General features: G+C 67.5%; 14 protein-coding genes. 6 read left to right on the top strand and 8 right to left on the bottom strand.

Annotated elements, in window-relative coordinates:
• Positions 1-187 precede the first annotated feature (187 nt).
• Positions 188-601 carry a DUF5319 domain-containing protein gene (locus ACIP5Y_RS43815; protein WP_029923780.1) on the top strand — a complete coding sequence of 138 codons (414 nt, stop codon included), beginning with the start codon at positions 188-190 and terminating at the stop codon, positions 599-601.
• Positions 602-652: 51 nt separating this feature from the next.
• On the opposite strand, the gene ACIP5Y_RS43810 is transcribed toward ACIP5Y_RS43815, so the two are convergent.
• From ACIP5Y_RS43810 to ACIP5Y_RS43800, 3 genes are all read right to left on the bottom strand, one after another.
• Positions 653-1,825: an anti-sigma-D factor RsdA gene (locus ACIP5Y_RS43810; protein ID WP_400359449.1), complete on the bottom strand. Its 1,173-nt coding sequence runs from the start codon at positions 1,823-1,825 to the stop codon at positions 653-655.
• Entirely contained in the window at positions 1,818-2,399 is a 582-nt protein-coding gene (locus tag ACIP5Y_RS43805) for a sigma-70 family RNA polymerase sigma factor (protein ID WP_397006694.1), read from the bottom strand. The genes ACIP5Y_RS43810 and ACIP5Y_RS43805 overlap by 8 nt, the downstream gene beginning before the upstream one ends.
• A 157-nt stretch (positions 2,400-2,556) precedes the next feature.
• The gene (locus ACIP5Y_RS43800) at positions 2,557-3,603 is read right to left on the bottom strand and encodes a hypothetical protein (protein ID WP_400359447.1); all 1,047 of its coding nucleotides are present in this window, start codon (positions 3,601-3,603) and stop codon (positions 2,557-2,559) included.
• Between the two features lie 608 nt (positions 3,604-4,211).
• On the opposite strand from ACIP5Y_RS43800, the gene ACIP5Y_RS43795 reads away from it, so the two are divergent.
• From ACIP5Y_RS43795 to ACIP5Y_RS43780, 4 genes are all read left to right on the top strand, one after another.
• Positions 4,212-4,505 (top strand): WhiB family transcriptional regulator, encoded by a 294-nt coding sequence (locus ACIP5Y_RS43795; protein ID WP_397006690.1) that lies wholly within the window; start codon positions 4,212-4,214, stop codon positions 4,503-4,505.
• Between the two features lie 523 nt (positions 4,506-5,028).
• Positions 5,029-5,592: a sigma-70 family RNA polymerase sigma factor gene (locus ACIP5Y_RS43790; RefSeq protein WP_400359445.1), complete on the top strand. Its 564-nt coding sequence runs from the start codon at positions 5,029-5,031 to the stop codon at positions 5,590-5,592.
• A 1-nt stretch (position 5,593) separates the two neighbouring features.
• Entirely contained in the window at positions 5,594-5,908 is a 315-nt protein-coding gene (locus tag ACIP5Y_RS43785) for a hypothetical protein (RefSeq protein ID WP_400359443.1), read from the top strand.
• Positions 5,909-6,082: 174 nt separating this feature from the next.
• On the top strand, positions 6,083-7,060 hold the full coding sequence (locus ACIP5Y_RS43780; RefSeq protein ID WP_400359441.1) for a hypothetical protein: 978 nt from the start codon (positions 6,083-6,085) through the stop codon (positions 7,058-7,060).
• Positions 7,061-7,146: 86 nt separating this feature from the next.
• Here the strand turns inward: ACIP5Y_RS43780 and groL are convergent, their stop codons facing one another.
• Both groL and groES read right to left on the bottom strand, forming a co-directional pair.
• A complete protein-coding gene (gene groL, locus ACIP5Y_RS43775) occupies positions 7,147-8,757 on the bottom strand; it encodes a chaperonin GroEL (RefSeq protein ID WP_400359440.1) in 1,611 nt (536 codons plus the stop codon).
• A gap of 123 nt (positions 8,758-8,880) precedes the next feature.
• Positions 8,881-9,183, bottom strand: a complete 303-nt coding sequence (gene groES, locus ACIP5Y_RS43770; protein ID WP_397006680.1) for a co-chaperone GroES — start codon at positions 9,181-9,183, stop codon at positions 8,881-8,883.
• A gap of 633 nt (positions 9,184-9,816) precedes the next feature.
• Here groES and ACIP5Y_RS43765 point away from each other — a divergent pair.
• Positions 9,817-11,274, top strand: a complete 1,458-nt coding sequence (locus ACIP5Y_RS43765) for an Hsp70 family protein (protein WP_400359438.1) — start codon at positions 9,817-9,819, stop codon at positions 11,272-11,274.
• Positions 11,275-11,625: 351 nt separating this feature from the next.
• On the opposite strand, the gene tsaD is transcribed toward ACIP5Y_RS43765, so the two are convergent.
• The 3 genes from tsaD to tsaB are packed head-to-tail and all read right to left on the bottom strand — an operon-like array spanning position 11,626 to position 13,951.
• Positions 11,626-12,657 carry a tRNA (adenosine(37)-N6)-threonylcarbamoyltransferase complex transferase subunit TsaD gene (gene tsaD / locus ACIP5Y_RS43760; protein ID WP_400359436.1) on the bottom strand — a complete coding sequence of 344 codons (1,032 nt, stop codon included), beginning with the start codon at positions 12,655-12,657 and terminating at the stop codon, positions 11,626-11,628.
• Entirely contained in the window at positions 12,654-13,208 is a 555-nt protein-coding gene (rimI, locus tag ACIP5Y_RS43755; RefSeq protein WP_400359434.1) for a ribosomal protein S18-alanine N-acetyltransferase, read from the bottom strand. Before rimI ends, tsaD begins: the two co-directional genes overlap by 4 nt.
• On the bottom strand, positions 13,205-13,951 hold the full coding sequence (gene tsaB, locus ACIP5Y_RS43750) for a tRNA (adenosine(37)-N6)-threonylcarbamoyltransferase complex dimerization subunit type 1 TsaB (protein ID WP_400359432.1): 747 nt from the start codon (positions 13,949-13,951) through the stop codon (positions 13,205-13,207). Before tsaB ends, rimI begins: the two co-directional genes overlap by 4 nt.
• Positions 13,952-14,019 lie beyond the last annotated feature (68 nt).

Here is a 14,019-nt window from a genome sequence, read left to right as displayed (position 1 = left end):
TATCGGTCGCATGATTCCTGACGGCACCCACGTGCGGCCTACCGTTGCCGCTGGAAGGGACACCGGCGGCAAAAGTGATGACCCGGCTTGCAAAACCGCCGACACTGTGTGCTGTACCACCAGCGAAGTGAGGGCAAATAGGCTTCAGCGCTGGCGCGGAGGGGGTGATTCTGCGTACCGTGGGACTGTGCGTGACCATCTACCACCTGGCTTGCCGCCGGATCCGTTCGCCGGAGACCCCTCCGACCCGTCGGCCGCGCTCGATGCCATCGAGCCGGGGGAGCCGCTGGATCCTCACGAGCGCCTAGCGGTCGAAGAGGATCTCGCCGATCTCGCCGTCTACGAGGCATTGCTGGCTCACCGCGGCATCCGCGGGCTAGTGGTCAGCTGCGAGGACTGTCGGCAGGACCACTACCACGACTGGGACATGTTGCGCGCCAACCTCCTCCAGCTATTGGTGGACGGCACGGTGCGCCCGCACGAGCCCGCCTACGATCCGACCCCCGAGGCGTACGTCACCTGGGACTACTGCCGGGGCTACGCCGACGCTTCCATGAACGAGGCGTTGCACGGCGACGGATTCGACGGGTTCGACGTCTGACTCATCGAAAAAGGGCCTGCATCCCATGGATGCAGGCCCTTTTCGGGTTGATCAGCGAATTCCGCCCGGAACCGGCAGCGGCACCACGGGAATCGTGGTCGGCACCACCGGCGGGGCGGCGATCGGCGGCTTCTCGACCGGCGGCTGCGAGCCCGGCTCGTGCCCACCGGGATTCGAGCCGGGTTCATGCCCGCCAGGGTTCGGCCCGGGGTTCGAGATCGTGCCCGGTGCACCCGCGGACGGTTGCACCGGGACGGTCGTCGGCACTCCGGCCGAGGGTTGCGTGGCGGGCTCGGATGGTTCCGAAGACGGTTGCGCCGGCAGCGTATTCACCGGCGGTGTGCTCGGCAGGCTCGGATTCCCGCCGCCCTGGGACGGATTCGTCTCCGGGGAGGGCACCGTCATCGGGTTGATGCTGGTGCTCGGTGGCGTAATCTCGCCGCCCGGATTCGGCGCCGTCGTCGGGACGACCAGTGTGGTGGTCACGGGCGGGCCGGTGGTCACCGGCGGCGTGGTCGTCGGAACGATCGTGGCCAGTTGCTGGGCCACGCTCGGCGCGACCGTCTGAATCTGCGACAGCACCTGCTGCCACTTGTTCAGCAGATCGTCCTTCTTACCGCTGTCGTTGACCTGGGTCGCATTGCTGGCCGCCCGCTCCATCAGCGCCTGGGCCTGCTCCGGCTTACCGGCTTGCACCAGCTGCTGGGCCTGCTGCAGATCGCTGCTCGCGTTCTGCACGATGGTGGACTGGGCCTGCTCGCTGAACACGACCTCCTTGACTTTCCACAGGGGATCGCCCGGGTTCGCGTTGTACGAGAAGGCCGTCAGACCACCGATGACCAGCGCGAGCGCGGCCGCCGCACCGGCGATGGGACGCAGCAGCCGTAGTCGCCCTCTGGACTGCGCACCGATACGCGCTTGCCGGGCGCCTATCTCTTGATTGACCGCTGCGACAATGGCATCCAGGTCCGGTCCGGCCGGCAACGGCTCGGCCATGATCTCCGCGCGCCAGTTCGCGAGCACTGCCGCGAGCTGATACTCCTCGGTGCTCCCCGTCTGCACGGGGCCGTCACCGGCAATCGCATCGATCAACGCGTCATCGCGGCGCACCGCCGCGATGTCCACCGGCCCGGTGTCACCGGACGCCTCGGCATAGGGACCGCTGTTTTGCGATCCAGATCGCGCCTTCCAGTCGCCCCGACCGCGCTCGCCATCCCTAGCCATACATTTCACCTGCCCTCGCCACTTGAGACTTGAGTTTCGCGAGTGCCCTGTGCTGGGCGACTCGTATAGCCCCCGCTGTACTGCCCACAGCGGTTGCGGTTTCTTCGGCCGACAAACCCATGACCAAGCGCAAGATGAGGATCTCCCGATGCTTCTCCGGCAACGTCGCCAGCAGAGCGTTCATCTGCCTGCTCGTTTCGGATTCGAGAGCTCGCTGCTCCGGCCCTTGGTCGGTGGATATGACATCCGGTACTTCGGCCATGGCGTCCGCCTTGTTACGGGCGGAATTTCTGTGAGCGTCGGCGACTTTGTGGGAAGCGATGCCGTACACGAAAGCCATGAACGGTCTGCCCTGATCCTGATACCGAGGCAGGGCTGTCATGACGGCCAGACAAACCTCCTGCGCGACGTCGTCCGCGGAGAGCTGACCCCGTTCGGCCGACCCGATCCGCGCACGGCAATACCGCACCACAAGGGGGCGGATGCTCTCCAGTACCTGGGCTAGAGCAGTCCGATCGCCCTGCGCTGCCGCAGCGACGATGGCGGGATCCAACTCCTCACCCGTGTTGTTCATCGTCAGAGCTGTTCCTGGCGTTACGAGTGGCACCGCGGTGCGAGAGACGGTGCTTCCGCGGAGGGGCGGAACGGTCCAACAATAGCGGCTATCACATTTGTGACACCCGATACGGGGGTCACTCTCTGGGAGGACTCAGGGACTTCCCTGAGAACGTTCAGGGTCGGGCCAGAAGGTCGCCGGGAGAACGCAATCGCCCGCCGCGCATCGCCAGCAATCGAGCGCACTCGGCGGCTTCGGCGGCGCCGTCACCTGCCGGATCGATGCCGGAGCGGAGCATGGCGCAAGCCCAGCGCAACGGCAGCAGTTCGAGCGCACGGCATTGCGCGGCGACTTCGGTTGCCAGCGAACGGGACCGGTCGAGATCCCCCGCGGCGGCGCTCGCGGCGGCCAGCAGCAGCCGGGATTTGACGCGATGTCGCAGGGAGGGCGAACTTTCGGCGAGCACCAGCGCCGCCTCGGCGTGCGCGAGCGCCGGATCTTCCTGCAGCGGCGCAGGATCATCCTGAAGTAGTACGACTTCAGGATGATTCCGTCCGGAATCAGGCTGCGCCGGAACACGGTTGACGGCCGCCGGAACGCGGGCGGTCGCTGCGGAGCTCGAATCGGACCCCGCGGAGCTCGAATCGGCCGGAGCGGAGATCAGATTCGCGCCGGGAGCGGACAGCGCAGTTTCAGCGGACACCCAATGCAATCGAATGCGCGGGCGCCAAGCGGACTCGACATCCCGCAGATGAAAGTCCAGGTGCGTGCGGCAACGGTGCAGCAGTCGCGCGGCGAGCGCGGGGCGCAGCGTGCCGAGCGCGTCCGCGGCCAGTCCGGTCAACGCATCGCAAACGGCCTCGGCGCGAAGGATTTCCGCGGGCGTCGAGGCCGGGGCGGAGCCGGGGGCCGGGCTCGGCGGCAGTACCAGGGCGGCGGCGCGGCCGTCGGCGACGGCGGCGTGCGCATGCCAGCCGAGCTGGCGGAGCAGGGAACCCTCGGTGCTGTGGGTGAGCGACAGCAGTGCCGGATCGGTGGTGGTGCGGCGGGTGCGGCGGAGCTCGGAGCGGGCCGCCGAATAGTGCCCGACGCCACTCAGGGCGACGGCCCGCAACCAGGAATCGGTGGCATCGGTGGCGGCCGGCAATCCGATGGCAGCATCGCCGGGGGCGTCGCCGAAGGCGACGGCGGCGAGCACGGAGTTCACTTCGAGCACAGGCACCGCCGCACTGTAGCCAGTGCGGCGCGGGCGCCGGATGGGCGCCATAGCATGGATACCTAGCAACTCTTCAGCATTCGCAAGGGCCTTTGTGTTTCCACTCCGTAAATCTGTCGTCGCTATCGCCCAGCACGCCCGTTAGGAATTCGTATGGCGTTTCGCGCTATTAACCTGACGGCCTCGATGCGGCCATCTCTACCCTACTCACGACGAGTTGTCCAATGGCTGAGATCACTCACATCGCGATGCGTGCATAGCTTGGATTGCACGCATTCGTGCGGGAAAATGCAGTCCCACCAGCGCTTTTGACAAGTCCGAACGGCCACGATGAGCTGCCCGACCAGCTGGGCAACCGATCAGTATCACCATAGGCGGGCCGATTTGTAAATAGAGGAAATGTTAATTCTCTAAAGGATCGGCATTCGGATCGCGGGAGGAGAAACTATTGACTCGATTTCGTTCTCCGACCTAACGTACGACATCGCCACCGTTGGCGCCGCTCGAAATTGCGGAGCCCACGGAGTGCGATCGCCACGCGGCGATGCGGCCCACTGATTGCGAACCAGCACCGCTCGACAATGCCGACGAGCTCGCACCACCAGGAGTTCACCATGCCTATGCCAACCCACCTCCCTGGTCCGAACGCCGATGTCTGGGATTGGCAGATGCGCGGGTCCTGCCGGGGACAGGACTCGTCCGTCTTCTTCCACCCCGACGGCGAGCGCGGCCGCGCCCGGGCCCAGCGCGAGCTACGCGCCAAAGAGGTCTGCAAGTCGTGCCCCGTGCTGCTGCAGTGCCGCTCACACGCGCTCAAGGTGAGCGAGCCCTACGGAATCTGGGGCGGGATGTCCGAGACCGAGCGGGAGATGCACGCCCGCCGCAGCCGGCGCCGGGTGGTGGCCTAGCCCGCGGGCGGGTGCCTACCTGCGATGTCACCGATGCGCCGCGGTGCTGTGAGTTCAGAATTCCTCCCATCCGCGTGCCGCGGCGCGCCGAATCTCTAGCAAACAACCGGCCACTGCTGAACGGAGAGCCGGTTGTGGCTGGTAAGCGCTGTACGCGCCCACCACCGCGACGTTCCGAACCGATGCGCGGTGGTGTGTACCGACCGATGCGCGGCGCCCCGCGGGCAGTACCTGATGAGGCTTCGCACGACATGGCCAGAAGCTGTTGTCCGTCGGAACGGCGTTTCGCGAAAACCCCGGCGTGTCACGGCGTGTCCACAAGGTCACGATTACGGCGTGTCGGTACAAAACGGAAAAACATTGTGCGACAGCGGATTTGCCGATACCCCCCACCGAGAGGAGGTTATAGCGGCAGGCTACCCTCGTGGCCGATGACACAGAACGGAGCGTTGTGACAGCGCGGCCGCCGGCTGCAGAGGGCGACTCGTTCCAGAGTTCTCGGGACGGGCGCGCAGACTCTGTAGTGACGGCGCGCGCAGCCGAAAGCCTCGAACTCGCCGCACTTCTCGAACGCTGCGGTGAACAGGATCAACAGGCTTTCGCCGAACTGTACGACCGCACCAGTGCGCGGGTCTTCGGCCTGGTCCTACGCGTGCTACATGATCCCGGCTACGCCGAGGAGACCACTCAGGAGGTCTACCTCCAGATATGGCGCACGGCCGCCAATTTCGACCCCGCCAAGGGTTCGGCGGTCACCTGGTTGATGACCCTCGCCCATCGGCGCGCGGTCGACCGGGTCCGGGCCGAGCAGGCACATGCTCAGCGCGAGGTCGCCTACGGAACCAGCACCCTCGGTAACGAATTCGATGAGGTCACCGAAGAAGTCGGACGACGGCTGGAACAGCAGGCGGTGCTGCAGGGGCTGGCCACCTTGACGGAGACACAGCGGGAGGCGATCTCGCTCGCCTATTTCGGCGGGCGGACGTATGCCGAGGTAGCGGCTTACCTGGGCGTAGGGTTACCTACCGTTAAGTCCCGTATACGTGATGGACTGACACGACTCAAGAAAAGTTTGGGAGTGACGTGAGATGAACGAAAGCCAGATCGATCTCGCGCACTGTGTCGCGCTCGGATCGATCGGCGACGAAGATCAGCGCGCAGTGCGAGAGCTACTGGATACCGGCGACCCGGTACTGCGCGCGGACTTCACCCAGGAAGTGCAGCAGACCCGAGAAGCCCTCGCCCTGTGCGCGTCGTCGGTGGCCGCAGCGCCACCGCCCGCACTGCGCGATCGCATACTCGCCGCCGTAGCAGCAGACCAGGCTCCGCCGACAGCGATCCACCACAGCCGTCCCCCGCTCCACACCGGAAACGGACGTAGCACCCGCGCAGTTCACGACTGATTCGCATACCCGCGGTCCAGGACGCCCGCCCAGTTCGCTCCGTCGGATTGGGCGCAAACGTCCAAATTCTCTCGCGGCTTCCCCCGCGCGACCCCCCAATATTTCGGTCGACCCATTGCCGGGGCGGACTGTTACCGTCTGCGTACGCGATCAGGTTGGGGGAGCGAGGATCTCATGGCGTTGCAGGCTCTGCACGAGTTCGTGAAGGGGCCGTCGGCTTCGCACGAGTCGGAGGCGATCACCGGAGGGCGCGGGCTCTACCTGCCGCCCGAGGCCGGGGCCGAGGTATCCGAGCTGCTGTCCGCGGAATCGGTGGCCGAAATGACCGCGGGCGTGGTCGAATTGCGCAATCTCATGCCCGGCGGGGATCTGTTCCACAGCTCGGTGCTCGCGCTCATGTGCGGCACGCTGGTCGAGAACGGGGCCGATCCGGGCGCCGCCATCGACGCCACCATGGACCTGTTCCTCGAGGTGCTGGACGCGCTGGCCGAGCAGCCGGACGAGATGGTGCGAGCGGCAGGGCAACTCACCTTCATGGCGACCATGACCATGCTGAGCCGCTCCAAGGAGACTCGTAAACGGTGGCGGGCCCACCCGCGGATCATCGAACGCCTCGACGACCTCGAGGATTCGCAGCTCGTGCCCTGGTTCCTGCGTGAGATCTTCACGCTGCACGACGATCTGGAGCTGCTGGTCCTGGATCCGAAGAACCGCCGCGCCTTCGAATTCCGCCTGACCGGCGTACGCGACCGCCTCTACCACGCCTACGCCCTGCTCCAGGACGCGCTACTGCAGCACACCGGTCCCGGCTACCTCGATGCCGAACCGGTGGACCCGGCCGTGGTCCGCTATGCCCGCAATCACGCTCTGACACAAGCGGAATTCGAGGCCCGCACCCTCCTCGACCACCAGCGCTTCAACTTCACCTTCCCCGGCGGTCTCTTCATGCCCGGCTCCGGCTCCCCCTTCGAACTCCCCCTCCACGACGGCAGACGCGTCCTGGTCGTGGAGCCGAAAGGCATTCACTTCGGCTGGAATCCGGCCGATATGTACGGCATAGCCCACCAGGCCCTGAAAGCCTCCGCGGACCTCACCCGCGAACTCGACCCCGCCGCGGCCGAAGCCCTGCTGGCCCGCTGCGGCCTCACCTGACCTGGACGCAGACCTTCCCGATACGGATCAGGCCCCGGACAGCAACTGCTGTCCGGGGCCCGATTTCACCGCTTATAGCGCGTCGCTCAGTGCGAGTGGCCGTGGTGGTCGTGGCCGGCCGGTTCCTCGGCGGGCTTCTCGACCACGGCGGACTCGGTGGTGAGGACCATGCGAGCCACCGAGGTGGCGTTCTCCACCGCGGAGCGGGTGACCTTGACCGGGTCGATGACGCCCTCGGTGACCAGGTCACCGTAGGTGAGGGTGGCGGCGTTGAAGCCTTCCTTGCCGTCGCCCACCTTGGAGACCACGACCGCGCCGTCGACGCCGGCGTTGGAGGCGATCCAGAACAGCGGGGCGGTCAGCGCCTGACGCACGACGTCGACGCCCACGGCCTCGTCACCGGACAGCGAGTCGCGCAGTGCGACCAGCTTGGTAGCGGCCTGCACCAGGGCGGTGCCGCCGCCGGGGACGATGCCCTCGGCGACCGCGGCCTTGGCGGAGGCGACCGCGTCCTCGACGCGGTACTTGCGCTCCTTCAGTTCGGTCTCGGTGGCCGCGCCGACCTTGATGACGGCGACGCCGCCGGCCAGCTTGGCCAGCCGCTCTTCCAGCTTCTCGCGGTCCCAGTCGGAGTCGGTGTTCTCGATCTCCTTGCGCAGCTGCGAGACTCGCCCGTCGATGGACTCCTGGGTGCCGGCGCCCTCGACGATGGTGGTCTCGTCCTTGGTGACGACGATGCGACGGGCCTTGCCCAGCACGTCCACACCGGCCTCCCGCAGGGTGATGCCCAGCTCGGGGTTGATCACGGTGCCGCCGGTGACGATGGCCAGATCGTCCAGGAACGCCTTGCGGCGGTCACCGAAGAACGGCGCCTTGACCGCGACGACCTTGAGGGTCTTGCGGATCGCGTTGACCACCAGGGTGGACAGCGCTTCACCGTCGACGTCCTCGGCGATGATCACGACCGGCTTGCCGGATTCCGCGATCTTCTCCAGCAGCGGGAGCAGCTCGGGCAGCGAGCTGATCTTGTCCCGGTTCAGCAGGATCCAGGCGTCCTCGAGGACGGCCTGCATGGTCTCCGGGTCGGTGACGAAGTACGGGGACAGGTAGCCCTTGTCGAACTGCACGCCCTCGGTGATGACCACCTCGGTCTGCAGGCTCGAGGACTCCTCGATGGTGACGACGCCGTCCTTGCCGACCTTGGTCAGCGCCTGTGCGACCAGGGCGCCGATCTCCTCGTCACGCGAGGACACGGTGGCGACCTGCGCGATGGCCTTCTCGCCGTTGACGGGGGTGGCGGCGGCCTGCAGGGCGGCGGTGACCGCGTCGGCGGCCTTGCTGATGCCCTTGCCCAGCACCATCGGGTTGGCGCCGGCGGCGATGTTCTTCAGGCCGCCCTTGATGAGGGCCTGCGCCAGCACGGTGGCGGTGGTGGTGCCGTCGCCGGCGACATCGTTGGTCTTGGTGGCGACGCTCTTGACCAGCTGCGCGCCCAGGTTCTCGAACGGGTCCTCGAGGTCGATCTCGCGGGCGATGGTGACGCCGTCGTTGGTGACGGTCGGGCCACCGAAGGCCTTGGCCAGCACCACGTGCCGGCCACGCGGGCCGAGGGTGACCTTGACGGCGTCGGCGAGCTTGTCGACGCCGCGCTCCATGGCCCGGCGCGCCTTCTCGTCGAACTCGATCTGCTTTGGCATGTGTGTACCTACTCCTGAAGTGGTTGCGGCGGAACGCACTCCGCCCCGGGCCGGCGCCGGCACAGGCCTGTGGAGCCAATTACCAGCGGCGCGACGCCGGGGCGGAACACGTTGCCTGACGGCTTACTTGGCTACGACAGCCAGCAGGTCGCGGGCCGACAGGATCAGGTACTCCTGGCCGTTGTACTTGATCTCGGTGCCGCCGTACTTGCTGTAGATGACGACGTCGCCTTCCTTGACGTCCAGCGGAATCCGCTTCTCGCCGTCCTCGGCCACCCGGCCCGGACCCACGGCGATGACGGTGCCCTCCTGGGGCTTCTCCTTCGCCGTGTCGGGGATGACCAGGCCGGAGGCAGTCGTCGTCTCGGCCTCGTTGGCCTGGACGAGGATCTTGTCCTCGAGCGGCTTGATGTTCACGCTCGCCACGTTGAGCCCTCCACTTTCAGGGGATTCTTCTCACCCGGGGCGGGTTGCCCCGGGCTCACGGTTTCAGTTCTTGCTGACCCTGCGCACAGCCCCGTCGTCGCGGGTGCCGGGAACCCTGCTCAGTAGTCAATTGCCGGCACCTGAGCACACAACCAGTGCCACCTAGCACTCTATACACGGGAGTGCCAGCGCTCAAGGGCAGCCACTGCTACCCAGAATGTACTTGCATCTGCAACACCGCAGGACAGAGCTGCAATGCCGCTGGACAACGCGACTCGCCGAGCGAACGGGCAGGGAATCTGAGGGCTTCCATAGAAATACGAAAATCTGTAACGTTCGGATAACGGATTGTGACACCATTGACGACGGCCACGCGGCAGGACCACATCGGCCCCGTCATGTGCACCGTCGACAGTTACACAAACGCTTCACCCCGCTTTCTGTGCGGTCACCGCCGCACGGTCTCGAGAAGAGAGCAAGACCGCAAGTGATCAGTGGCCGGCCCCGATGCCCCATCGGACAGGGGCCCGGCAGGATCCGTAGCTCGGAATCGACCACAACCCAATGGCCGCTTCCGCAGTCCGTTCGAGATGGTCGTCTCCACCAGGACCATCCGCTCGAAGGGAGGTGAACATGCGAACATCCCTCGGCATCTCCGCCGGGAACGAGGTGGTGTGCTCGGCGACGGTCGTCACTGCGCCCAATGGCGCCCAGAACTTCGACTACCGGGTGGTCACCGCCGATACGGCCCACTCCGATCTCGGCGATCTCGTGGCATCCTCCATCGAATTGATGACCACCCAGATTCCCCGCGACATCGTGCATCCGCTCGGCTCTCATCCGGTGGCCATGGCGGCGGCCCGCCACGATCCGGACACCGGCGCGCCCGCCGATATCGCGGTCGCCTACCGCGACCGGGAACAGGCCCAGATCATCCGGTCCGCGATCGGCCGGCAACGCCGCGATGTGCGTCTCATCCCGGAAAGCACCGCGGCCCTCGCCTTTCTGCGGCACACCGGCCTGCTCGACCGCTACGACACGGTCGCCGTGCTCGATATCGGCGCCACCGGCACCACGGTCACGGTCGCCGATCACGCCGACGAGACCGTGCTGCGTTCCGAGCGCACCACCGCCATCAGCGGCACCGCGGTGGACGAACTGATCCTGCAGCACCTGCTGGACTGCCACCTGGCCCGCCGCGGCACCCGGCCCAACCGGGGCATGCTGCTCAACCGCAGCCGCGCGGCCAAGGAGCATCTGTCCATCGCGCCCGCGGTCACCATCGACCATGTGGCCGGGCAGCCGCTGAAACTCACCCGGGTGGATTTCGAGGAACTGATCTCGGATCTGCTGCGCGAACTGGCGGTGTTCGCCCGCGGTGTGTTCGCGCGCTCGCCGAAGTTCCCGGAGGCCGTGGCCGTCATCGGCGGCGGCGCGAATGTGCCGGCCGTGGTGGTGGGGCTGGAGCGGCAGCTGGACGTGCCGGTCTTCACCGTGCCGGAGCCGGAGGCGGCCATTGCGAAAGGCGCTGCGCTGGTGGCGGATTCGCCGTCACAGTCGGCGTTCCCGGTGATCAGCCTGAATTCGGATGCGCCGGTCGGCACCTTCACCAAGCTGGCGGGCACGCTGGCGGGCGCCATCGTGGTGGTCGGGCTGATCGTCGGCTACGGCGTGAAGGAACTGGTGCCGGCGCATCAGGAAACCAACTACTCCCCCAGCACCACGGGCACCCAGCAACCGGTGACATCGGCTCCCGTTGTCCCGCTGCCGGGCGGAATCACCACCGGCACCCACAACCCGGTCTCACCCTCCGCCGGCCCGCCGAGCGGCCAGCCAGGCCCTTCTGCGGTGCCGCAGACTTCGCTCACCACCACGCCGCAGTCGCCGCCGCTGCGCCCGGATCCGGACCTACCCCAGATCCCCTTCCCCGCGGACCTACCCCGATTGCTGGGCCCACTGCTGGGCTCCACGCTGGCGCCGACGACGACGGAACCCGATCCGAACGCCCCCGGCACCACCAATTCGGCGCTGCCCCGCAACAATTCCGGCTCCGGCACGGGCCCCACGACCATGGCCCGCCCGACCGACTGACCAGCAGACCGCGCCGGACCAGCCCCACCCCGCCGCACAGGCCGGGAATGAAGCTGCCCGGCAAGCCCCCAGGCCGACGCTCACGCATCCGCAACGCTGCTGCCTGACGAGCCCCAGGCCGACGCTTCACACATCCGGAATGCTGCTGCCCAGCAAGCCCGAGACCGCCACTTCACACGTCCAGAACGCTGCTGCCCGGCAAGGCCGAGGGTGCTACCTCGCACATCCGGAACGCTGCTGCCCGGCAAGGCCGAGGGTGCTACCTCGCACATCCGGAACGACGCTGCGCGGCAAGGCCCGACGACACTGCCGTGCACATCCCGGCCGTCCCTGCCGCGGATCGGGGCGGGGTCAGAGTCGGCTGGTGGAGACGGGCAGGCCCGGGTCGGTGGCGACGGTGAGTTCGGAGGGGCGGGCGCCGCCCGCGATCACATGGGCGCCGAGGGTTGCGATCATGACGCCGTTGTCGGTGCACAGGCGCGGTTTCGGCACGCGGAGGGTGAGACCGGCTGCGGTGCAGCGCTCCTCGGCCAGGGAACGGATGCGGGAGTTGGCGGTGGCGCCGCCGCCCAGCACGATGGTGTCGACCCCGATGTCCTGGGCGGCGCGCACCGCCTTCATGGTGAGCACATCGGCGACCGCCTCCTGGAAGGACGCGGCGATATCCGGAATCGGCAGGTCGCGGCCTTCGCGTTGCGCCGCTTCGACATAGCGGGCGACCGCGGTCTTGAGGCCGGAGAAGGAGAAGTCGTAGCGCGCGTCGCGGGGACCGGTCATGCCGCGCGGGAAGGCGATGGCATTCGGATCGCCGTCCGCGGCAAGGTTGTCCAGCACCGGGCCGCCCGGGTAGCCGAGGCCGAGCAGCCGGGCCACCTTGTCGAACGCCTCACCGGCGGCGTCGTCGACGGTGCTGCCGAGTTCGACGATGGGCTGCGCGAGATCGGTGACCTGGAGCAGATGGGTGTGCCCGCCGGACACCAGCAGCGCCACCGCCGGCGGCATCGGCCCGTGTTCGAGGGTGTCGACGGCGACGTGACCGCCCAGGTGATTCAGCGCGTAGAAGGGGATGTCCCACGCCGCCGCATAGGCTTTCGCCGCGGCCACGCCGACCAGCAGCGCGCCGGCGAGGCCGGGTCCGATGGTGACGGCGAGGGCGTCCGGTTTGCTGATTCCCGCTGCCGCCAAGGCCCTTCGCATGGCGGGCACGATGGCCTCCAGATGCGCGCGGGACGCGATCTCCGGCACCACGCCGCCGAAGCGGGCGTGCTGGTCGACGCTGGAGGCGACCTCATCGGCGAGCAGTTCGCAGGTCCCGTCCGGCAGTGACCGGACGATGCCGACTCCTGTTTCGTCGCAGGAGCTTTCGATACCCATGACGATCATGACAAGACCTCGGTGTCCTTGGACGACCCGGCGTCCGATCCGTTTCCGGCGGCTTCACTCACGGATCCGGCGGCGGGCCGCGGGAATCCGGCCATGGCGGGCCGGCGCATGGTGTACGCGTCGGCGCCGCTGGGCTGGTAGTAGTTCTTCCGCAGGCCGATGATGTGGAAGCCGTGCTTCTCGTACAGCGTGATGGCGGGTGCGTTGTCGGTGCGGACCTCGAGGAACACCGGTCCGCCGCGGCGTCCGGCCTCACGCAGCAGGGCTTCCAGCAGCAGCGTGCCGATGCCGCCGCGATGGAACCGCGGATCGACGCCGATGGTGTGGATCTCGGCTTCCGGGTTCTCGGCATCCCCGAGCAGCGCGATGCCGGCGTAGCCGAGCATGTGGTTCTCGTTGTCGCGCGCGGTGATGTACCGGTTGTGCGGTCCGGACAGTTCGGACAGGAACGAAACCTCGTGCCAGGGATCGTCCTCGGGGAACAGCAGCTTTTCGAGTTCCGCGCAGCGCGTGACATCGGCCGGCCGCATCGGTTCGATGCGGATGGTCATCGGCCCACCTGCGCGTAGCTCTTCTCGACCGCGTCGGGGCGGCGCAGGTACAGCGGGACCAGCGGCTGCGGTTCGGCGCCCGCGAGCAGTTCGGCGGCGGCGCAGCGCACCAGGCCGGCCGGGGACGGGGTTTCCACGGGCAGCACGGGCAGGTCGAAATAGTCGACGTGCGAGGCGGACCCGGCGATGTAGGTGGCGGTGCCCTGATCCAGATCGGCGGGCTTGCACACTTCGGGGCCTTCGACGCGGATCAGGGCGTGGGCGCCGGTGCCGCTGACGGTGTCCGCGATCGTGGTGGCCGCTGCCACAGTGCGGTAGCGCGCCCAGTACACCTCGCGGCGGCGCGCGTCGGTGACGACGAGCAGTTCGACCGGTTCGGTGCGGTCGCGCAGGTAGCTTTCGGTGTCGGCGGCGATGGCGTCGAGGCTGCACACGCCGTACACGGGAAGGCCGAGGGCGTCACCGAATGCGGCGGCGGTGGCCATGCCCACGCGCAGCCCGGTGAACGGTCCGGGTCCGACGCCGGCGACGACCGCGTCGATTTCGGTTCGGGAGCGGCCGGATTCGGCGAGGCAGGCCAGGATCTGCGGGGTCAGCACCTCGTTGTGTGCGCGAGCATCCACGGTCACCTTGGAGGTGATCGTGGTGATGCGGGGTGCCGTTGACTCAGCGTCCGCCGGTTCCAGTTCCACCAGTCCCGCCGTTACGGCCGGAGTCGCGGTGTCGACAGCCAGAATTAGCATGATTGAGTCAACAATACCGGGTGGTCGAGGCCACTCGATGTCGTGCTGCCCGTCCTGTGGGCAGCGCC

Source organism: Nocardia sp. NPDC088792 (assembly GCF_044750615.1).
In the GTDB taxonomy this organism is placed as follows: Bacteria; Actinomycetota; Actinomycetes; order Mycobacteriales; family Mycobacteriaceae; genus Nocardia.
Note: the sequence above shows the minus strand (reverse complement) of the source record. Positions and strands in the feature narration are given on the sequence as shown.